This window comes from Salinibacillus kushneri (assembly GCF_900111405.1).
GTDB lineage: Bacteria > Bacillota > Bacilli > Bacillales > Alkalibacillaceae > Salinibacillus > Salinibacillus kushneri.
Genome location: NZ_FOHJ01000009.1, coordinates 64,068 through 84,994 on the forward strand (window position 1 = coordinate 64,068; position 20,927 = coordinate 84,994).

The following is a 20,927-nucleotide window of genomic DNA, read 5'->3' on the forward strand; positions in this document are numbered from 1 at the left end:
TTATGCCCCCATTTTCTTATTCGTCTCTTCAGATTTCATCTCTTCATCGGTATTAAACATGTTTCCATTACCATAAGCTTTTTCTTTTCCTGGTAAAATTAGATTTAAGAATACACCTACAATGGCTGAAAGTGCCATACCAGCAATCTGTAATTCTTCTGTTACTTGAATATAGGCTCCACCAATTCCTAATACGAGGATGACAGAAGAAATGATTAAATTTCGTTTATCTCCTAAATCAACTTGATTATCCACAAGCATTCTTAAACCACTAGATGCAATAATTCCGAATAATAGAATCGATACACCCCCCATGACAGCTGACGGAATGGATTCAATGACTAACACGACACTGGTTGTAAATCCAAAGAGAATGGCTAAAACGGCTGCACCTCCTATTACAAATACACTAAAAACTCTTGTTATGGCTAATACACCAATGTTTTCTCCGTAAGTTGTGTTTGGCGGTCCACCAATGAAGGAGGCAATCATGGTTGCCAGCCCATCACCCATTATGGAACGATGAAGTCCAGGCTTTTCTAAAAAGTTTCGCTCGACAACTTTGGAGAGGACCATTTGATCCCCAATATGCTCTGCGATCGTCACGAGTGAAATGGGTACCATGATTGCAACAATTCCCCAATTTAGAACTTCTAGTGGATTGTAGTCTCGAATAGGGATGATAAAGTCAGGAGCTTGGAAAAAGGTCGCAAAAAAAGCTCCGATTGATTCACTATTAGCGAGTTCATTCCAATGACTATTTAAAGCTTCCATATCCACAATTCCTTGTGTGATTGCGAAAACATAACCTCCAATAATCCCGATTAAGATGGGAATAACACTTAAGAATCCTTTAAAGAACATTGTCGCTATTATCGTAATAGCCAATGCTACTAGGGCAACCATAAAATGTGTTGAACTATATTCACCTTCAACATTCATGGCCATATCAACCGCGGTAGGGGCCAATCCTAGTCCAATTACGATAATAATCGGTCCCACAACAACCGGTGGTAAGATGTTTGTTAGCCATTTTGTACCAAGTGCACGAATGAGAAGTGAAATAATTCCATAAACAACTCCTGCGAGAAAACTTCCAAGCATAACCCCTGGCATTCCATAGGCGGCATCCGCCAGAGTAATAGGGGTTATAAAGGCAAAACTCGAGCCTAAATAAGCAGGAATTCTTCCCTTAGTAATAAGCAGATAAGCAATGGTACCTAATCCGCTTGATACGAGTGCTGCTGCTTGTGACATTTCTGTTAAAAAAGGTACTAAAATGGTAGATCCAAACATCGCAAATAAATGCTGTAAACTTAAGATGAACCATTTTGTTTTCTTCGGTATATCCCGTACATCCATGACCATTTCTTCTCTTTGCATTTAAAATTCCTCCTTCTTTTATTTAGAACAAAAGCTGGCTGAGCCGCTTTATTGGTGTCTCGGTAATCACTGAGTGCTTGAGCCGGAGATAACTATTCCTCGAATAAGTCCACATAATAGCTCGTTTTGTTTTCTATAGCATAAAAAAACCTCTTTGCGAAAAGATCGCAAAGAGGTATACGTATCCATCAAAGAAGGTATACGACACTTCTAAAATTTGCGCCCTTTTCAGTCTCTCTGGACTAAATTAAAGGTCTTATTTTGTTAAACTTGAGTGTTGATTTCCTCTCTAGTGCACTTGCTTTTTTGCGGGCAGTCCAGAACCCTCCTCGGCATACGCCTGTGGGGCCCCGCTTTTCCGGCAAGATTCTCTGGCCACTTCCGCTCCAATCAACTAGGTAGAAAATCAACAATAAGCTTTAGCAAAGCCTATTTTTTAAAGATACTTACTTCATCCTTTTCATCTGTCTCTTCTACTTGAACAACAATGATTTCTTCTTGAGAGGTTGGGATATTCTTTCCGACGTAATCTGCTCGAATTGGCAGTTCGCGATGCCCACGGTCAACTAATACAGCTAATTGGATATTCCCTGGTCGTCCAATATCCATGATAGCATCCATAGCTGCCCGAACCGTACGTCCTGTATACAGAACATCATCAACCAGCACAACGGTTTTATTCTCAAGATTTTCTTTAATACTCGTACCCTTTAGCTCAGGTTCCTTTCGATCGTCTATTTTGCTTAAATCGTCTCTATATAACGTAATATCTACTTCACCTGTTGGTACGCTAACACCTTCAATGTCAGCAATTTTTTCAGCTAACCTTTCTGTAATGGGTACGCCGCGTGTTTTAATTCCAACAAGGATTAACCCATCTGTTCCTTTATTTTTTTCTAAAATTTCGTGGGAAATCCTAGTCAAAGCACGACCGATAGCTGGTTGATCCATAACCTGGGTTTTTAATTCCAAACATTACACCTCCCAATAAACCTGACCCAAATAAAAACCCTTTTACCAAAGATGGCAAAAGGGTATACGCCGGCAACATTCATCCGTATTTATATCCGCCACCTTCTCAGCCTCTCGGGACTGGATTAAAGGGTCATTTGTTTTATTCAAAGAATATTGTCACAGAATTCGTATCATTTGTCAACCTCGCAGTTGTAACTCCCGTAAAATTTGCTGAAATTCCTCAGGAGCATCAACTTCATATTCAAGCCATTTATTCGTAATTGGATGATTAAATCCAAGCATTCGAGCGTGTAAAGCCTGACCATCTAAATCTAATGTTTTTCTGGGGCCATATTTCGGATCTCCTACTAACGGAAATCCTATATACTTAAAATGAACGCGGATTTGATGGGTTCGACCCGTTTCCAATTCACACTCTATATGAGTAAATTCTTCAAATCGATTGAGGACGTTGAAATGGGTGAGCGCATGTTTTCCATGATCAACAACAGCCATCTTTTGTCTATCTTTTGGATCGCGCCCTATAGGAGCATCTATCGTCCCTGCTTCATGCTCTAATACGCCATGGACAATCGCTTCGTATTTACGCTTTATCGTCTTATCCGCTAACTGCTCTGCTAATCCAACATGGGCCTGATCATTTTTGGCTACCATTAATAATCCACTTGTATCTTTGTCAATACGGTGGACAATCCCTGGACGCATTATCCCATTTATGCCGGATAAATCATCACAATGATAAAGAATAGCATTTACAAGGGTTCCGGACATATGACCTGCAGACGGATGAACCACCATACCACGTGGTTTATTGACCACCAATACATGTTCATCCTCATATATCACGTCTATCGGGATATTCTCCGGCATGATATCAACGGGTTCTGGCTCAGGGATGGTCCATGTAATTTCATCCCCTGCCTGACATTTATAATTACTTTTTACTTGCTTATTATTCACTTTTACCAGTTGCCCTTTCACCCATGACTGAACTTGAGACCTTGATGCTTGATCATTAACCTTTGTTAAGAGTTTATCAATACGCTCATTTTGCTCTGATTCCGTTACGGTGTATGATTGTAAACTCATTCTTTTGCCTCTCCTTTAAATCGTTCTTCAAAAAGGGTATATATCAACATGAGTATAACACCTACCACAAGTGAAGAATCGGCTACATTAAATATTGGATAATCATAACCAAACAGAATAAAATCAAAAAAGTCAACAACTTCCTGGCGAAAAACCCGGTCAATAAAATTACCTACTGCTCCAGCTAAGATAAGACTCAAAGATATGCCTAGCAGGACATGATCTCTGGCATGCTTTTGCATGTAGTATAAAACAAAAATGATAACCGCAACGGTCACAATATAGAAAAACCACATTTGTCCTTGCAAAATACCCCATGCGGCTCCTTTATTCCGATGAGAAGTTATGTAAAAGAAATTTTCTATTACAGGTATACGCTCATAAAGAACCATTTGTTTATCAACTATCCATTTAGTCAATTGATCAATGGCTACAATAATGATTATTACGATATAATTCCACACATCATTTTCCCCCGTCTGCTTAGATTCATTCTTCAAGCATTTTATCATATCCAAGCAAAAAAATCTTATTTACTTATGGTAGGTAAAACAAAAAGGCTGCCTCCATACCGGCTGAGACAACCTTTTTATTATAAGTTTAGGCATAGTGCTTTTCAACAATATCAGCACAACGATCGCATAAATCAGAATGTTTCTCATGTGAACCTACTGATTCAGAAGAAACCCAGCAGCGCTGACAAGTTTCACCTGGATGTTTTTCAACTGCAACCTTTACATATTCGTATTCTTTCGCATCTGATAGGCTATCGGTCCGTTCAACTTCAGAAACGATTAAATATTGATGTAAATGTTCAATTTCCTCCAGTAAAGCTTTGGTACGATTATCTTTGGCTGAAAGCATTACTTTTGCCTCTAATGATTTTCCGATTACCTTTTCATTCCGTGCTTCTTCCAATGCCTTCAACACATCATCGCGAACTTCCATGAAATGATCCCATTTAGCTTTTAATTCATCCTGGTGCGGTAATGCACGCAGTTTAGGCATATCCGTTAATTGGACACTTTCCTCTTCTACACCTGGAATGTAATTCCAAACCTCATCCATTGTATGAGACAGAATTGGTGAAAGCAGTTTTGTTAGAGATGTAATAATTTCATAGTAAACGGTTTGAATACTGCGACGACGATGATCATTCTCTGGTTCAATATAGAGAATATCCTTTGCAAAATCAAGATAGAATGAACTTAAATCGATCGTGCAGAAGTTATGGATGGCATGATAAATAACCGAAAATTCATACGTTTCATAAGCCTGATCCACTTTTTCAATGAGGTTCTGCAGACGAATAAGCATATAACGATCAATTTCTTCTAAGTCTTCATCCTTGACCCGATCAGTTTGAGGATCAAAATCATTAAGGTTCCCTAACATAAAACGAACGGTGTTTCTGATTTTACGATAAACTTCAGAAACCTGCTTTAAAATTTCATTGGAAATTCGAACATCAGCCTGATAATCGACGCTTGCAACCCATAAGCGCAAAATGTCAGCACCAAACTGCTTCATGATTTTGCCAGGAACCATTACATTCCCTAATGATTTACTCATCTTGCGTCCTTCACCATCAAGGGCGAATCCATGACTTAAAATCGACTTATAAGGCGCTTTTCCGGTTACAGCAACGGAAGTAGAGATAGACGAATTGAACCAGCCACGATACTGGTCGGATCCTTCTAAATACATATCGGCTGGACGTTGTAACTCAGGACGTTGTTCTAGTACTCCCTGATGAGATGAACCGGAATCAAACCAGACATCCATAATATCGGTTTCTTTTGTAAATTTACCATTTGGACTTGATGGGTGTGTAAAGCCTTCAGGTAAAAGATCTTTAGCTTCCCGTTCAAACCATACATTGGAGCCATGTTCTCTGAATAATTCAGAAACATGGTTAATGGTTTCATCGTTAATAATGGGCTCGCCATTTTCGCCATAAAATACAGGGATAGGAACTCCCCAGACACGTTGACGGGAAATACACCAGTCCTGGCGATCTCGTACCATATTATAAAGACGGGTTTCGCCCCATTCAGGTACCCATTGAATTCGCTGGATTTCGTTTAAGATATCCTCTCTAAAATCCTTAATAGATGCAAACCATTGAGATGTTGCACGGAAAATCGTTGGTTTTTTCGTTCTCCAGTCATGTGGATAGGAGTGCGTAATAAAGGTTAATTTTAATAATGCACCAGCCTCTTCCAGCTTTTCGGTAATCATTTTATTGGCTTTATCATAGAATACACCTTCAAATCCAGGGGCATCTGATGTAAAGACTCCTTTTTCATCAACTGGACATAAAATATCAAGATTATATTGTTGACTAACCCAGAAGTCATCTTCCCCATGACCTGGTGCAGTGTGAACACATCCTGTACCAGCATCTGTTGTAACATGTTCACCTAAAATCACCAGGGAATCACGATTGTAGAATGGGTGCTGAGCTACAACACGTTCTAATTCATCACCTTTATAGGTTTTAGTGACTTCATAATCTTCCCATTCCAGCTCATTTGACACTTCTTCAACTAAATCAGAAGCAATTATATAGGTTTCACCCTGAACAGAAACTGCTGAGTATTCTAAATTAGGATGAACAGAAATGGCCAGGTTTGCCGGTATGGTCCATGGCGTTGTCGTCCAAATAATTATTTTTTCATCTCCGCTTAATACATCTTTTCCATCTTTTACTTCAAATGCAACATAAATAGATGGCGAACGCTTATCTTTATATTCGATTTCAGCTTCTGCTAATGCTGATTCTGAAGAAGGAGACCAGTAAACAGGCTTATGTCCTTTATAAATGTATCCCTTTTTCGCCATTTCTCCAAAGACCTGAATTTGTGCAGCTTCATAATCTTTTGTCAGGGTGATGTATGGATTCTCCCAATCACCACGGACACCAAGCTGTTTAAACTGCTGACGTTGCCGGTCAATTTGTTCACGCGCATATTCCTCACAAATTTTTCTAAATTCTGAAACACTCATGGACTTTCGATCTACTTTTTTCTTCGCAAGCGCCTGTTCAATTGGTAAACCATGTGTATCCCAGCCTGGAACATAGGGTGCATGATAACCTGCCATCGATTTATAACGAACAATCATATCTTTTAAAATTTTGTTCAATGCATGCCCCATGTGTAAATCTCCGTTAGCATATGGAGGTCCATCATGTAAGACAAACAGAGGTCTTCCTTCTGTTCGTTTTTGTACCTTTTCATAAATATTTTCTTCTTCCCAGCGTTTTTGCATTTCAGGTTCTTTGTTAGGAAGATTCCCACGCATAGGGAACTTCGTCTTTGGCATTAATAGCGTTTCTTTATAACTCATTTCCCATTCTCCTTTTATGTTTTATGATAAGACAGTTATCTCCAAGATTTTAAATGATTAGTATAAAAAAGGCACCTCCTCCCTATAAAGGGACGAGGTGCCTCGCGTTACCACCCTGATTGATGAATAGATATACGTATCTCTATCCATCCTCTTTTTCACTCGTAACGTGAATGAAATCGTCCTTGGCTACTTACATCTTTTCACCAGGAGACTCAAGGGTGATTTTCCATGGAATGTGTGTTGCCCAGGCTCCCACCATCCCTGGTTCGCTTTACCTCGATCATTCTATGTACTGTCCCTGTCATAGTCATTCTGCACTATTTTACTTTTGAATTATATTGAAAAATCATGTCGGAGTCAAGATTGGTTATCGGAAAATTGATATTCTTCTTCTTTTTGTTCCTCTTCATTTGGAGTTAACTCCATTTCAAATAGTTCATCCCAATCATCATTCTCTATCATGTCCAGCTGTGCCTGAACAATCATTTTCATACGGGTACGGAAGACTTTCGCCTGTTTTTTCAACTCTTCTACTTCAAGCGTAATCTTTCTGGATTTAGCTAAAGCCTCATTAATAATTCGATCAGCATTCTTCTCAGCCTCTTTAATAATAAGCTTAGCCTCTTTATTGGCATTATTTTTCACATCTTCTGCTGTTTCCTGAGCAACCAAAATAGATTTATTGAGTGTTGTTTCAATATCATTAAAATGTCCAATTTTCTCTTTTAATTCTGAAACTTCTTCTTCAGATTGTTTCTTTTCACGAATGACTTTCTCATAATCCTTTATTACCTGATCTAAGAATTCATTAACCTCATCTTCGTCATAACCACGAAAGGTTCGGGTGAATTCTTTGTTATGAATATCGAGTGGTGTTAAAGCCACAAAGGTAACCCCCTTGATTTAATCTATTTTAGTAAACATTCAAATGTTTGCTTTTTACAATATTTCGACGTCATTTGTCCTTTTCCTGCTAATATTTACATTTATTTTAATATACCTGTTATTATTCGCCATTTGTCCTTTTTCGTTTGACCTGAAATTTCGATGAGTTTACTACGCCCTTTTTTGCGAACCGAAATGATATCTCCTTCTTCCATTTGAAAGGCAGGATTTTCAACCACTCGGTAATTTACTTTCACATATCCCTTTTGTATCCATTCACTGGTCTTATTACGTGACTGATTATAGATTTCCTTTAAAACGGTATCTAGTCTTAGGGATGAAACGGTCCCTTCTTGTGTATGCCATTTTTCAGACGATGATTGAATGAATTTCAGAGGAACAGACTTAAATTGTAAACGTGCTTTCTTAATTCCTGTTAAATGTATTTCCAGAAAAGAAATCAGTTCTTCATCCGTCAGAGCTTGAATAGTGTCTTCCACAATCATAATATCGCCCAGCTTTTTACGTTTCATGCCAAGTGACATAAGAGCGCCTAATACATCACGATGGTTAATCTGAATGAATTTTCGAGCAAACTGACTTTGAACTAATGCAATCCCGAAGTCTTCTTTATATATTTCTTCATAAAAAGGAGCTAAGATGGCTCTCTTTCTCTCTGATTCCTCATACCCGCCAAAAAACTGAAGGTTCATATCCGGGTGATTACCGATAACCGAGGATAGAATGTACTGTTCTCTGGGATCTAAAAAATCTGTAAGCTTTCGTTGATAGGTTTGTTCTACTTCTTCCTTCCAGGCTAAGACTTGATCAATAAATGCCTGTTCTTCTTTCCGAAAATGTTGATAGATATCCATATAGAATCTCCCTAAATTACCTGTTTAAGAAAGAATCATCCAAAAGAGTCGTTCTAAACCAATTTTAGCAAATTGAATGGCAAAAATAGCCACGATGGGAGAAAAATCAATCATTCCAAGTGGCGGAATAAATTTTCGGAATGGTTCTAAGTAGGGCTCTACGATTTTCCCCAGCATTTGGCCGAAAGTTGATCCTCTGGCACCAGGAAACCAGGACATTAAAATGTATATAACAATTGCGTACATATAGATGGTCAGTGCTGTTTGCAATAAATTGTAGATTTGTATCATCTAATTATTCCCACCTTTATAATAAGTCTTCATCTACCAAATCCGTAATACTTCCTGATACATCAATGTTATCAGGTGCACAGAGAAAAGTTTGCTGGCCTAACTTTTGAATAATCCCTCCAACAGCATAAACGGTTCCACTTAAAAAATCCACTATTCGCTTTGCTTGATGATGGTCTGTCCTTTGTAAATTAATGACAACAGCCCGTCGATTTTTTATGTGGTCAGCAATTTCCTGGCAATCATCATAATTTTTTGGTTCACACAAAACTACTTTAGAGGTTGACTGAATGCTTTCTAAATGGACAACATTATTGCCGCCTGATTTTGATGCTTGATAGTCTTGCTTTTCAGGCACCTCTGTTTCCTCTTCCACATATTCATACTCATCTTCAAATGTAAAAAGAGATTTAAATTTATTTCGAATACTCACTGTTCAACCTCCATTTTTCACTAAAATTCTTTTCCTACCAGTTTAGTACCAATTCGAATGTGAGTCGCACCTTCTTCTACAGCAATAGAATAATCATTACTCATACCCATGGATAAATAAGAACACGGTGCATGGGAAAATTGTTTTTCCCGCACATTATCTCTTAATTCACGCAGTTTTTGAAAACATGTCCTTAAGACTTTCTTATCTTCAATATGCGGAGCCATCGTCATTAGTCCAGCTACTTCAATGTTTTCATAGTCTTTAAGGGCTTCAATAAAGGGAAGCACTTCATCCGGGTTTATTCCATGCTTTGATTCCTCTCCACTCACATTTACTTGTACAAAACATTTAACTTTTTGGGATGTACGTTTATTAATCTCTTTGGCGAGAGACAGCCTGTCCAAAGAATGAAGATAATCAATATAATCAATAATTTCTTTTACCTTTCTTGATTGCAGAGTACCTATAAAATGCCATTGAACTTCTTGATTAAGTTGATTGTATTTTTCAAGAAAACCTTCTTTCCGATTCTCTCCAATATGCTTTATTCCTGCCTGTAACGCTTCTCTAGCAGTGTCTGTCGATACATATTTTGTTACTGCTATAATATTTACATCCTGTGGTTTACGTCCGCTCCTATGACAGGCATGTTCAATATTTTGGTTAATAGCGTCCAGATTTTCAGCTACATTCACTGCAAAAGTCCTCCTCTCGTGCTAGTGGAATCCAATAAATGCCATCATTCTCCCGGTTTTTCCCTGATCTCTTCTGTGTGAATAAAATAGATCTTCATTTTCATATGTACAATAATTGGTTACATTTATTTGGTCTTCTTTTAATCCTTTTTGTATGAGAAGATTTTTATGAAGTTGTTTAAGGTTTAATAAATAATGGTTCTCATCTGTTCTAGTCATTACATCTTCTGTCTGAAAGGCTTTCGAAATATGCTTCACAACTGTATCATCAACTTCATAATGCAATGGCCCAATACAAGGGCCAATCACTACTTCTATTTCTTCTAAAGGTACATGATGAGCTATGAAGCGATCAATCATCTTAGGTCCCATTTCATGGACAGTCCCTTTCCAGCCGGCATGAGCTAAACCAACCCATTCTTTAGAGCGGAAATACAACGGTACACAATCAGCAAATACCCCAGTTAACAGCACCCTGTTCTGATTTGTTATCCACCCATCATATTCCAATGTAAAATTCGGCGGTCGTAAAGAGTGTTCCGGATGGATAGGTTCACCTACTTCATATACATCTGTACCATGAACCTGCTTTGAACTTACCCACCAATCTAACGGGATTTCCAGTTCTTCCTCTATACGATTATAATTTTTTGTAACAAGCTCTGAATCATCATGTACATGAAAGCCCATATTCAATGTATCATAGGGTGATTGACTAAAACCACCTTTTCTAGTGGTGATTCCAGCAATGACACCTTCCCCTTTCCATTTTGAAATTTCCAAAATAGAGGACATATCTGTCTGGTTAAACATTTCACCCATGTTAATCCTCCCAAAAAATCTTACACTCTTTTATTTTACCACATTTTTCGTCTCATTTCTCCTATTATCTTTCCTGTACATCATACTGATTGTCATGAATGTTATGGGTTAGCTTTTGGTTTTCGGTTCTCACTAAAATGACATCTGCTCCTATCGTTACAATGTGATTCCATGGAATCGTTATTTCTTCATCTTTACCAAACAATCCAAACATTTTTCCTTTTAATGCAATAATCAATGCAACAATATAGCCTTTGTCAACGTCAATTTCCAAATCGGAAATATAACCTAATTTTCTTCCGTCTTCAACCGCCACAATATCTTTTACTTGTAATTCAGATATGGTCATTCTACTCACCACCTTACTTCTAATATATGCATAAAATAGCTATCATTCATTTAAAAAATATAAAAAACCTTGTCCATTAAATACGGACAAGGTCAGGTACGGTTATAAATGCTCTTTTATTGATTAATATTTTTGTTCATTTGCTCAATTGCTGCCTTTTCTAATCTTGACACTTGAGCCTGCGAGATTCCGATTTCCTCGGCCACTTCCATCTGGGTCTTCCCTTGAAAGAATCGTTTGTTTAAAATCATTTTTTCCCTTTCGTTTAACCTTCTCATTCCCTCCTTTAAAGCAATTTCATCAATCCATATAGAATCCTTGTTTTTATCGTCCTTTAATTGATCCATCACAAATATGGGATCCCCACCATCATTATAGATGGGTTCAAACAGTGAAACAGGATCCTGAATAGCATCTAAGGCAAAAACAACATCAGCATGTGGAATTCCCATTTCTTCAGCTATCTCCATTGGCGTTGGATCCTTAGACGTTTTGTTCATTAATCGTTCTCTAACCTGTAATGCTTTATATGCTATGTCTCTTAGAGAACGGGATACTCGGATAGGATTGTTATCACGTAAGTATCTGCGAATTTCTCCGATAATCATTGGTACTGCATAAGTTGAGAATTTTACATTTTGACTTAAATCGAAATTATCTATGGATTTCATTAGTCCAATACAGCCAACTTGAAATAAGTCATCAACATACTCACCACGATGATGAAACCTCTGTATGACACTTAAAACGAGTCGGAGGTTTCCATTGACTAGTTCTTCTCTTGCGAATTCATCACCTTCATGCATTTGCTTAAATAGTTTTCTCATTTCATCATTTTTCAGTACTGGCAACTTTGATGTGTCGACACCGCATATTTCTACCTTATGTCGTGTCAATATAAAACCCCTCCTAAGTGGAGATAGTGTCAACAAACAGTTTCTCCATTGGAGGGATTTTTATGCAGCAGCCAGTATCATCTATTGTATTCTAAAATTACAAAATCTTAGACCATTTTATTAAATTCCTTCCTTAACCGCTTAATAATCTTTTTCTCAAGGCGTGATATATAGGATTGAGAAATTCCCAGCATATCTGCTACATCTTTCTGTGTTTTTTCTTCCTTTCCTATCAAACCAAACCGTAACTCCATAATTTGTTTTTCCCGAGCGTTTAAAGTAGAAAGAGCTTTATGCAGCAATTTTTTATCTACATTAAACTCAAGTCCTCTGGTGATAATATCTTCATCTGTTCCTAATACATCTGAGAGTAATAACTCATTGCCATCCCAATCGACATTTAAAGGTTCATCAAAAGAAACCTCAGAACGTATTTTATTATTTCGTCTTAAATACATTAAGATTTCATTTTCAATACAACGGGAAGCATAAGTAGCTAATTTAATTTTCTTCTCTGGATTAAAAGTATTTACCGCTTTAATCAAACCAATTGTTCCAATACTAATGAGATCCTCAATATTTATTCCAGTATTTTCAAATTTTCTTGCTATATACACGACAAGCCGCAAGTTTCTTTCAATTAAAATGGAGCGGGCAGCCATATCGCCTTCTGGTAATTTTTTTAATAACTCCTGCTCTTCTTCCTTTGAAAGTGGTGGAGGAAGGGCTTCATTTCCTCCTATGTAATAGATTTCATCAGATTTTATTCCGAGTTTAAACAAGATTTTATACCACAGTAATTGGAGTTTCATTTTAAATCTTTTCATTTGCCCGAATTTCCTCCTTTTTATGTATTAAGCAAGATACTATAAACAAACGTTGTCAAAAACTTCTGCACTTGTATTTCATGTTTTTAGGAAGAGACCTGCAGTTTCGGTGATTGCATCATTTTTGGATGTAATAAACAATGGTAGGTTCCATCTGATGAGAGCTCGCCGAATTGGATGCCTATATATACATGATCAAAAGCATAATCCTTATCCTGATATCGAACATATAAAGCATCAGGTTTGAATATAAGTATAAAAGTGCGCTTTCCCCCAACACCTTGAAAAGGAATCATACGAATTCTGGAAATCCACTTTTCAGGCAGCTGTTCAAATGTCCAATGTTTATAACAGTTTTTCAATTCTTCCCACTCACTGTCTGTAAAAAATGGTCGTAAAACTATTTCATCACAGACAATAACCGGTTTCTTCGTAAAAGGATCCACTAAATGATTCCCGCTGTCAAAAAAGCCTGTTGTCTCATGCGTATTCTCATTCAAACGAATTTTGACCGTACACAATTCTTCAAAGCGTATATTGTCAAATGAGATTTGATCCAGGCGACGTCTTGTAAACCACCATACAATGGGAAAACCTATAAGTACAAATATCCAGCTGATCATATCACCATAGCCGCTATTATAAGTAATAAACAGACCATCCTGTGACTGAAACTGTTGACCCATTAAAAAATATATCCCGAATAAACCACCACCAATAGCAAAGGTTACAAAGTAAAAGGTGAAAAATTGCTTTAAAAATAATTTAACGTTTCGAAAACCAAAAGAGCCCATTAAAATGAAACAGGAAAATAAGATTTTACCCGGTAAAGTTGCCAAAATATTATCTGGAAAAAAGAGATTTATGGGAACTAACAGTGAAGCAAGAAAACTACCCAGTATGAGCCTGCCCCTATGCGTTCCCGACCTTGTAATCCAATGTACAATCTGTAAAATCATCCAATCGATTAAAAAATTCAAGAGCCAAACTGCATCCAAATATAAAGTCACAACATTTCCGCCCTTTCCATTGGACAACTTTACTCTTATCGGTAAGTATAAAAAAAGCTAACTAAAAAGTCTGTCATATCCTGTTTGCAAAAATAAACTTATTTTTTCCCATTTTGTCGTAAGAAAAGCGAAGCCAACTGATCAGGTCCGACTGCATAAGCAAAAATTATTAAAACAAATCAAGGGCAAATTAAATTTTGGGATAAAAAAGATCTCGTAAACAGTAAGTAGTACACTTACCGTGGATACAATATCAAATCACACAACAAATAGCATATTTTTTCCTAGTATCTTTAACAATGACTTTCATACTCGAAATAACACAGAAAAACGATTGGATAAACATAGCTTATCCAATCGTTTTTGGTTTGTCTTATATCGTCTTGTTATATGAAAGCATCCGTTCGTTCAAAAAAAGTTATTTCTTACCTAATGAAAATCCATCAAATAAACGTCCTCCATAGGGTTGTAATAGTTCATCAACTAACTTGATAATTTTTTGTTTTTCACCATTTTTGTAAAACATATCAAAAGCATCAACAAATTGATCGGCAAAATTTACATCGAAGTGTCTTAATGAACGTATTATCCATTTAGAAGTACCTATCCATCTATTATTAGTTCTTAATACAAATTCACTAACAAGTTCAGCTAGAGTATTAGCAATAAAAATACCCTCTGCTCTACTATTACAACCAATAAAATCATCAAGGCTATCCGTAATAAAATATCTTTTGGTCTTTATTGTTTCATCTGACCATTTTTCTGGACCTTTTGCTATCAATTCCTTTGCTTCACATTTAATAGATTCAATTACCCCATTATCCTTTAGAATTTTTCCTTCTGATACCATTCGTGGCAGTGATGGTCTAGCTCGTTTATAATCACTTTCGAAATAGTCTCGATAGGAATTTAAGTTATGTGCAAACACTTCTATCTGCCACTCATAATCAATTATTGACTCCCTATAAGACGAGCTAAATGTGTTATCAAATATTACTATATCAAGGTCAGATGTTTCTGTTGCTTCACCTCGAACAACACTTCCTGCCAATAAAGCTCCATCACAATACTGAAAATATTTATTGATAAATTTCTGTGCTGCTTTTATTGGCTCTAATTTGTTAAAATCCCCCATAAACACCCCTCTTTTAGATAATTTACTTCTTATACACTACTGCCTTTTCGTTTAAGAGAGCAATCCTTCCCATACCACCTATTCGTTTAATATAAAATTACAATTCCCTTTTAATTTATCAAAATTAACATAGCAAACAACAACACAATTAACGTTATAATTAACACGTTGACAACGGATGTTTATATGATTTGGGTTGCGATTCCGTATGCTAATTTATACTGTCTTTAAACCTTAATCTTTGATATCACAAGAAAAAAGAGACCAAATCAAATGCGATTTGGTCTGCTCATTTTATATGCTATCCCGTATTTTTCCACCGAAACGGAACTACTTATCTAAACAATTATTCTATTTTACCTGCGATTACGGTTTCTCAAGAACGCTGGGATATCTAACGTATCCTCCTCAACGTTTGATTGATTTTCTGTACGATTCGTTGTTCTGCGTTGTTCTGTTGCAGATGTTGTGGTTCGTTCTGGTTTTTCACTACCAAGTGAAGGGCGTGATTTTTGCTGAGTAGTTTTTGCCTCATCAAAACCTGTTGCAATTACTGTCACAACAATTTCATCCTTTAAGTCCTCGTTGATGACCGAACCAAAAATTACATTCACTTCCTGATCGGCAGCTGACGTAACAATATCCGCTGCTTCCTGTACTTCAAAAAGACTTAAGTTTTCTCCCCCAGAAATATTCATTAGAATTCCGCGGGCTCCATCGATGCTTGTTTCTAATAATGGAGAAGATATAGCTTTTTTAGCCGCTTCCGGAGATCGACTTTCCCCAGTCGCCACACCTATACCCATTAACGCAGAACCTTTGTCTTCCATAATAGTTTTAACGTCGGCAAAGTCAACATTAATTAAACCAGGTACAGCTATTAAATCGGAAATCCCTTGTACACCTTGTCTTAAAACGTTATCCGCTTCACGGAATGCCTCGAGCATTGGCGTATTTTTATCAACCATTTCAAGTAAACGGTCATTAGGAATTACAATTAAAGTATCTACGCTTGATTTTAATGCGTCGGTTCCTGAAACAGCCTGTGTTGAACGTTTGCGGCCTTCAAATAGAAATGGCTTTGTTACCACTCCTACCGTTAAGGCACCTAATTCTTTGGCAATTTGGGCAATTACAGGTGCAGCACCTGTTCCCGTTCCGCCTCCCATACCAGCAGTTACAAAAATCATATCGGCACCCTGCAACGTCTCTTCTATTTGTTCACGACTTTCTTCTGCTGCTTTTCGGCCTACTTCCGGATTTGCTCCGGCACCTAATCCTCTTGTAAGTTTTTCACCGATTTGTAATTTCACTTCTGCTTTTGATAGATTTAAAGCTTGTGCATCTGTGTTAACAGCAATAAACTCTACACCTTGCACACCATGCTCAATCATACGGTTGACAGCATTACTTCCGCCTCCGCCAACACCAATTACTTTTATCGTCGCTAATTGTTCCATACCTGTATCAAAATCTAACATACATCGTTCCTCCCACTTTGCAAGTTTACCAGATTTGTTTTGATATGTTTTGAAGGAAACGCCAAATTAGTCAAAGAAGTAACTAAATAATTTTGCGAAACCTGATTCTTTATTATCTTTTTTCTTTTCGGGTGTTTGGTTCCCCGCTTGACTCGATTTTGGTTTTCTTTGTTTTACAGCTCTTTGTTCCACGTTGTTCATTTTAACAGATGGGTATAGTTCTTTTCCCTGAACTTGAGAATTACGATAAGCAAATTGTAATGTACCTACTCCTGCTGTGTATTGAGGATCGCGTACACCTATGTAATCAGGGATTGCAACCCGAACATTTACCCTTAACAGATCTTGGGCTAACTCTAATACACCAGGCATATTCATGACTCCGCCTGTTAAAACAAAACCACCTGGTAAATCATTGTATCCCATTTTACGTATTTCCTGACTGGCAAATACGTATATTTCTTCTAATCTTGCTTCAATCATATCAGAAATTTGTAATTGATTAAAAGTTTGTTTTTGATTACTACCTATGGTTGTAACCTCAAATAACTCATCCTCAGAAGCTGTATCATAGAAAGCATGTCCATGTTGATGCTTCACATCTTCTGCTTCCTCTGTTGAGGTTTTCAATCCAATAGATAAGTCTTTGGTAATGTTATCTCCACCTAATGGAAAAACGGTTGTATCTTTTAAATAACCAGATTCATAGACAGAAACGGTTGTATTACCAGCACCAATATCAATGAGGGCAACTCCTAGAGCTTTTTCGTCTTCTGATAAGGCTACTGAACCAGACGCAAGAGGCTGCAGGCAAATATCCTGAATTTTAAGACCTGCTCCTTCAACACATTTAAGAATATTATGTAAAACGGTTTTTGAGCAGGAAATCAGTGTTCCCTCCATCTCTAAGCGAACACCTATCATACCTCTTGGATCTGTAATTTCATCCTGTCCATCAACGATAAATTGCTTCGGAAAAACATCAACAATTTCACGTTCAGGTGGTATTGACAGAACCTGTGCAGCATCTATTACTCTAGCAATATCTTCTTGTCCAATTTCGCGATTTTCACTTGATACAGCAACAACCCCATGGCATGGTAGTAATTGAACATGATTACCATTTATATTTACCACAACACGATCAATTTGCATATCAACCATTCGTTCCGCTTGTTCAACAGCAGAGCGTATAGCATGAACGGTCTGATCTATGTCAACAATGGCTCCTTTTTTCATACCATTTGATTTAGCTGTTCCTACACCAATAATATTTAACGAATCTTTTGTAACTTCACCTATGATTACTTTTACTCGGGATGTTCCGATGTCTAAGCTTACAAGTATTTCATTGTTGTTCAATCTTTGCACCTCCTGTAAAGAGAAAGAGCCAATCTAATTGTTAAATTATATACATATTTTTAATTGAAGTTCATATAGTCTATTCTACTATAGAATAAGAAGAAAATAAAAAGTATTTTTGATATTTATTAATTCAACAAAAATTAAAGCATTCCCTTTTATTTTTTTGAGTTTTTTTTCATTCTTGCATATCTAACTTTTTCCAACAAAATACGCCGTATAATCGCAATATTTTGAAAGAGTCGTATACCAAAAGCAAATATTGCAGCTAGATACAAATCTATTCCCAGTTGAACACCAACGAACACTAATAAACCAGCTAAACAAATGTTGGTGAAGAAACCAGTAACAAAGACTTGTTCATCAAACTGTTCCTCTAAATGAGATCTAATTCCCCCAATAAGTGTATCAAAAGCTGCCAGTACTGCAACAGCTAAATAGTCTGCATACAGCTCAGGTATGCGTATATCAGTCAATAATCCTAAAGCTACTCCTATGATTAAAAAAAGTATGGTCAGCCACATGCTCTACTTGCCACCCTCTTCTGATTCTGCGGAACGAATATATTCTAAATCAATATGCTGCTGATAAGCAGGTAACGTTAGATGAAAATCTACCTGATATTGTACCTCTAAATTCTCAACAGCAAAATAGTCATTCACTTTACTCACCTGCATATATTCCATAAGCTCTTTTGCATCCTCTGCTAATACGGATATTTCAACCGGTACAGAAGGTAATGGACGATTATTTACATAGGTTTCCCCATTTACATCACGTACTGGAGATATTTGAATAATTCTTTCGTTTTCAATTGCAATATCATTTGCTCCATACGTATATAATTCATTAAATAATCGTTGAAGTAATTCAGGTGGAATTTCAGGATATTCCTGAACACGATCAGAATTAACTAAAATAGGTTTAATCGTAATTTTGATGCCTTCCCCTTTTATTTCGGTTAATCCTGCCCTTTTTTTCAGCTTTTGTACAGATTCCTTAAGTAGTTCGATTCGCTCCTTATTATTTTGACTTTGATACTCATCAAGTTTTTGTTCTGCTTCATGAATTTGTGTATATAAATTTTGCTGGGTTTCTTGTTTATCATGAATCTCGGTTCTGACTTCCCACAAATCTCTAGAATCTCTTTCTTCATGTGCTTGATTCGATTGAAATAGAATGGTTCCCATAAGACCAGCTAATAAGGCTGCTATTGATATTAAAACGTTTCTCTTCAATGTAGAATTACCACCCTTCACTCGAAACCACTGCATCCATGGAAATATTGTCGTTTGATTCTATGTTTACTTCTACATGATCACTTACTAGCCGATCCAGAACGCCATTTTGAAGAGCCATACTGGCTTCTAATACTTCCGAATCACCAATTGCCTGAATAACGAATGGAGCCGGATGCTTTTTTCCATCAACTGTTATGACAGGACCTGTACAGGTAATGTAGCTATCCTTTAATATTCGCTGTCCGTTAATGGAAATCGCATTTGCTCCAGAAGCCAGTAATTCATTAATAACCAAATGAACATGCAAATCATGGACAATGTAATCATTCACATTATCTTCATTTGGTATATATTCAGCATCTTTTAGAGTAACGGTTATACCAGGTCCTTCTACAGGTACATCACCCGTTAATACTTCAAGTCTATTTCTATCTTCAATGTATGTGTTAACCTGTTCTTCCTGACTTCCTAATTTCTCCTCAAAATCTCGAATTTCGTTCCGTAACGATTCTAGTTCAGATCTTAATTCCTTATTTTCCTGTTCTATATCATTCAATTGTTCCTGATATTGTAATTCTTCCTGTAGCTCTTCTTCATTCATGCTAACTATTTTACCATTCTCATTTGCCAGCTTATAGCCAAAAGCCAACAGAAAACCTGCTACAAGTAAAATAAAGGAGAATATGACATGTTTACCCTTCAGTCCCATTGTCAGCCTCCCCTTCTGTTTCTCGTCCCTCGTTAATTTCTTCCTGATCGCCTGATTTTTCCTGGTCATAGGGAACAAAAAAGGCCCCTACATCAATATGAATGACCCCTTCCTTATCCGGGTCAATTTGTGATGCAATGGATGGATAAACCTGAATTTTCTCGGAAAAATCCCGAATAGAGGCGACAACTTCCTGTCCATTATTCATAAATAGTTGAATAGTATAGGGATTGGTTTCTTCTGGAACCCAATGAATTTCAGAAATTTGTGCTGCTAAAGACGGTTTTACATTACGAAGCTCTTGAGTCATCTCTGATAAATACGTACTATTCTCTTCCCATCCTGATAATATAGGAGCATCACCATTAGGGATTTCTACAGTATGATTCTTTAATAACTGTCCATTTTCTAAAATAGGGATAAAATGGCCATTTTCTTTCACATAACCCACCCGAACATATTCTTTAACAGAAATATTGACGGTTCGTGGTAAATTACGCTTAACGGTTACTTCCTTTATAGGAGACAGATCTGAGATTTTCTCCTCCATTTCATCCAGTTCCAAATTCCACATATTATCTTTGGTAGTTATTTCACTTAATTTCACGATTGTCTTTTTGTCTACGAGATCATTTCCCTCAACAGTGATGTTGTTCACATCACTTAAAGGAGACTGAAGATAAACGATAACGGAAATCAGAATGAAAAAAAGTAATAAATAAAAAATTAATCGTTTATTCGCCTTTTTCTTTCTGGCTTCCTTCAGCTTTGGTATTCGATTCTCAATTGATATCACTTTTTTTTTAGCCATTATACTGTCTTTCCCCTTAAAAAGTAATCATAATAGTGCATTCGTTAAGAATGGACTATTTCAATCTCTGTTGTAACGAGATCTAATCGGTCTCATAAACTTTTTTCCATTTATGATATCAAAGCCATGACATCATGATATGTAGCATTTTGATCGTTGACAATAAAATTGCCATGAAGCGGTAAGATTTTGACTCCACAAACCGAGCACTTCAACAAGCTCACCTGGTTGGGATAATGGGGACAAAAAACCACTGCCGTAGTATGGGTGGACTTCATGGCGTCGTCTTACGTCTATA

At 36.9% G+C, this 20,927-nt stretch carries 22 protein-coding genes and 1 other annotated feature; all 22 genes read right to left on the reverse strand.

Annotation, left to right across the window (positions count from 1 at the left end):
• Window positions 1-1,383 carry a solute carrier family 23 protein gene (locus tag BMX63_RS12990; protein WP_093136430.1) on the reverse strand — a complete coding sequence of 461 codons (1,383 nt, stop codon included), beginning with the start codon at window positions 1,381-1,383 and terminating at the stop codon, window positions 1-3.
• A 429-nt stretch (window positions 1,384-1,812) separates the two neighbouring features.
• Window positions 1,813-2,355, reverse strand: coding sequence for a bifunctional pyr operon transcriptional regulator/uracil phosphoribosyltransferase PyrR (pyrR, locus tag BMX63_RS12995; protein ID WP_093136432.1), 543 nt, complete (start codon window positions 2,353-2,355; stop codon window positions 1,813-1,815).
• 180 nt (window positions 2,356-2,535) lie between these two features.
• On the reverse strand, window positions 2,536-3,447 hold the full coding sequence (locus BMX63_RS13000; RefSeq protein ID WP_093136433.1) for an RluA family pseudouridine synthase: 912 nt from the start codon (window positions 3,445-3,447) through the stop codon (window positions 2,536-2,538).
• The gene (gene lspA, locus BMX63_RS13005) at window positions 3,444-3,959 is read right to left on the reverse strand and encodes a signal peptidase II (protein WP_281242756.1); all 516 of its coding nucleotides are present in this window, start codon (window positions 3,957-3,959) and stop codon (window positions 3,444-3,446) included. The genes BMX63_RS13000 and lspA overlap by 4 nt, the downstream gene beginning before the upstream one ends.
• Window positions 3,960-4,047: 88 nt before the next feature.
• The gene (gene ileS, locus BMX63_RS13010) at window positions 4,048-6,798 is read right to left on the reverse strand and encodes an isoleucine--tRNA ligase (RefSeq protein ID WP_093136435.1); all 2,751 of its coding nucleotides are present in this window, start codon (window positions 6,796-6,798) and stop codon (window positions 4,048-4,050) included.
• 85 nt (window positions 6,799-6,883) lie between these two features.
• Window positions 6,884-7,115, reverse strand: a binding site (T-box leader).
• A 43-nt stretch (window positions 7,116-7,158) separates the two neighbouring features.
• Window positions 7,159-7,686: a DivIVA domain-containing protein gene (locus tag BMX63_RS13015; protein WP_093136436.1), complete on the reverse strand. Its 528-nt coding sequence runs from the start codon at window positions 7,684-7,686 to the stop codon at window positions 7,159-7,161.
• A 101-nt stretch (window positions 7,687-7,787) separates the two neighbouring features.
• Complete coding sequence (locus tag BMX63_RS13020; RefSeq protein WP_093136437.1) at window positions 7,788-8,561, reverse strand: YlmH family RNA-binding protein; 774 nt, start codon at window positions 8,559-8,561, stop codon at window positions 7,788-7,790.
• A gap of 24 nt (window positions 8,562-8,585) precedes the next feature.
• Window positions 8,586-8,852 (reverse strand): YggT family protein, encoded by a 267-nt coding sequence (locus BMX63_RS13025; protein WP_093136439.1) that lies wholly within the window; start codon window positions 8,850-8,852, stop codon window positions 8,586-8,588.
• Between the two features lie 16 nt (window positions 8,853-8,868).
• Window positions 8,869-9,285, reverse strand: a complete 417-nt coding sequence (locus BMX63_RS13030) for a cell division protein SepF (RefSeq protein ID WP_093136440.1) — start codon at window positions 9,283-9,285, stop codon at window positions 8,869-8,871.
• Between the two features lie 20 nt (window positions 9,286-9,305).
• Window positions 9,306-9,983 (reverse strand): YggS family pyridoxal phosphate-dependent enzyme, encoded by a 678-nt coding sequence (locus BMX63_RS13035; protein ID WP_093136442.1) that lies wholly within the window; start codon window positions 9,981-9,983, stop codon window positions 9,306-9,308.
• Window positions 9,984-10,004: 21 nt separating this feature from the next.
• Entirely contained in the window at window positions 10,005-10,805 is an 801-nt protein-coding gene (gene pgeF / locus BMX63_RS13040) for a peptidoglycan editing factor PgeF (protein ID WP_093136444.1), read from the reverse strand.
• A 64-nt stretch (window positions 10,806-10,869) separates the two neighbouring features.
• Window positions 10,870-11,154, reverse strand: coding sequence for a YlmC/YmxH family sporulation protein (locus BMX63_RS13045; RefSeq protein ID WP_093136445.1), 285 nt, complete (start codon window positions 11,152-11,154; stop codon window positions 10,870-10,872).
• Between the two features lie 116 nt (window positions 11,155-11,270).
• Window positions 11,271-12,050, reverse strand: coding sequence for an RNA polymerase sporulation sigma factor SigG (sigG, locus tag BMX63_RS13050; RefSeq protein WP_093136446.1), 780 nt, complete (start codon window positions 12,048-12,050; stop codon window positions 11,271-11,273).
• Between the two features lie 107 nt (window positions 12,051-12,157).
• A complete protein-coding gene (gene sigE, locus BMX63_RS13055; protein WP_093136447.1) occupies window positions 12,158-12,877 on the reverse strand; it encodes an RNA polymerase sporulation sigma factor SigE in 720 nt (239 codons plus the stop codon).
• A gap of 86 nt (window positions 12,878-12,963) precedes the next feature.
• The gene (gene spoIIGA, locus BMX63_RS13060; protein ID WP_177167308.1) at window positions 12,964-13,887 is read right to left on the reverse strand and encodes a sigma-E processing peptidase SpoIIGA; all 924 of its coding nucleotides are present in this window, start codon (window positions 13,885-13,887) and stop codon (window positions 12,964-12,966) included.
• 418 nt (window positions 13,888-14,305) lie between these two features.
• Window positions 14,306-15,025, reverse strand: coding sequence for a nucleotidyltransferase domain-containing protein (locus tag BMX63_RS13065; protein ID WP_093136450.1), 720 nt, complete (start codon window positions 15,023-15,025; stop codon window positions 14,306-14,308).
• A gap of 356 nt (window positions 15,026-15,381) precedes the next feature.
• Window positions 15,382-16,506, reverse strand: a complete 1,125-nt coding sequence (gene ftsZ / locus BMX63_RS13070) for a cell division protein FtsZ (protein ID WP_093136452.1) — start codon at window positions 16,504-16,506, stop codon at window positions 15,382-15,384.
• 66 nt (window positions 16,507-16,572) lie between these two features.
• A complete protein-coding gene (gene ftsA, locus BMX63_RS13075; protein ID WP_093136453.1) occupies window positions 16,573-17,868 on the reverse strand; it encodes a cell division protein FtsA in 1,296 nt (431 codons plus the stop codon).
• A gap of 158 nt (window positions 17,869-18,026) precedes the next feature.
• Window positions 18,027-18,392, reverse strand: a complete 366-nt coding sequence (locus tag BMX63_RS13080; protein WP_093136455.1) for a small basic family protein — start codon at window positions 18,390-18,392, stop codon at window positions 18,027-18,029.
• A 3-nt stretch (window positions 18,393-18,395) separates the two neighbouring features.
• The gene (locus BMX63_RS13085; protein WP_093136457.1) at window positions 18,396-19,142 is read right to left on the reverse strand and encodes a DUF881 domain-containing protein; all 747 of its coding nucleotides are present in this window, start codon (window positions 19,140-19,142) and stop codon (window positions 18,396-18,398) included.
• The gene (locus BMX63_RS13090) at window positions 19,114-19,818 is read right to left on the reverse strand and encodes a DUF881 domain-containing protein (RefSeq protein ID WP_093136459.1); all 705 of its coding nucleotides are present in this window, start codon (window positions 19,816-19,818) and stop codon (window positions 19,114-19,116) included. The genes BMX63_RS13085 and BMX63_RS13090 overlap by 29 nt, the downstream gene beginning before the upstream one ends.
• Window positions 19,802-20,629 (reverse strand): cell division protein FtsQ/DivIB, encoded by an 828-nt coding sequence (locus BMX63_RS13095; RefSeq protein ID WP_093136461.1) that lies wholly within the window; start codon window positions 20,627-20,629, stop codon window positions 19,802-19,804. Before BMX63_RS13095 ends, BMX63_RS13090 begins: the two co-directional genes overlap by 17 nt.
• Window positions 20,630-20,927: the final 298 nt, after the last annotated feature.

What these genes read in the sequence shown, in the direction of transcription:
- BMX63_RS12990 (WP_093136430.1), bottom strand. Translation starts at nt 1,383, where the DNA reads ATGCAAAGAGAAGAAATGGTCATGGATGTACGGGATATACCGAAGAAA.
- BMX63_RS13000 (WP_093136433.1), bottom strand. Translation starts at nt 3,447, where the DNA reads ATGAGTTTACAATCATACACCGTAACGGAATCAGAGCAAAATGAGCGT.
- lspA (WP_281242756.1), bottom strand. Translation starts at nt 3,959, where the DNA reads ATGATAAAATGCTTGAAGAATGAATCTAAGCAGACGGGGGAAAATGAT.
- ileS (WP_093136435.1), bottom strand. Translation starts at nt 6,798, where the DNA reads ATGAGTTATAAAGAAACGCTATTAATGCCAAAGACGAAGTTCCCTATG.
- BMX63_RS13020 (WP_093136437.1), bottom strand. Translation starts at nt 8,561, where the DNA reads ATGGATATCTATCAACATTTTCGGAAAGAAGAACAGGCATTTATTGAT.
- BMX63_RS13025 (WP_093136439.1), bottom strand. Translation starts at nt 8,852, where the DNA reads ATGATACAAATCTACAATTTATTGCAAACAGCACTGACCATCTATATG.
- pgeF (WP_093136444.1), bottom strand. Translation starts at nt 10,805, where the DNA reads ATGGGTGAAATGTTTAACCAGACAGATATGTCCTCTATTTTGGAAATT.
- BMX63_RS13045 (WP_093136445.1), bottom strand. Translation starts at nt 11,154, where the DNA reads ATGACCATATCTGAATTACAAGTAAAAGATATTGTGGCGGTTGAAGAC.
- sigE (WP_093136447.1), bottom strand. Translation starts at nt 12,877, where the DNA reads ATGAAAAGATTTAAAATGAAACTCCAATTACTGTGGTATAAAATCTTG.
- BMX63_RS13065 (WP_093136450.1), bottom strand. Translation starts at nt 15,025, where the DNA reads ATGGGGGATTTTAACAAATTAGAGCCAATAAAAGCAGCACAGAAATTT.
- ftsZ (WP_093136452.1), bottom strand. Translation starts at nt 16,506, where the DNA reads ATGTTAGATTTTGATACAGGTATGGAACAATTAGCGACGATAAAAGTA.
- BMX63_RS13080 (WP_093136455.1), bottom strand. Translation starts at nt 18,392, where the DNA reads ATGTGGCTGACCATACTTTTTTTAATCATAGGAGTAGCTTTAGGATTA.
- BMX63_RS13085 (WP_093136457.1), bottom strand. Translation starts at nt 19,142, where the DNA reads ATGCAGTGGTTTCGAGTGAAGGGTGGTAATTCTACATTGAAGAGAAAC.
- BMX63_RS13090 (WP_093136459.1), bottom strand. Translation starts at nt 19,818, where the DNA reads ATGGGACTGAAGGGTAAACATGTCATATTCTCCTTTATTTTACTTGTA.
- BMX63_RS13095 (WP_093136461.1), bottom strand. Translation starts at nt 20,629, where the DNA reads ATGGCTAAAAAAAAAGTGATATCAATTGAGAATCGAATACCAAAGCTG.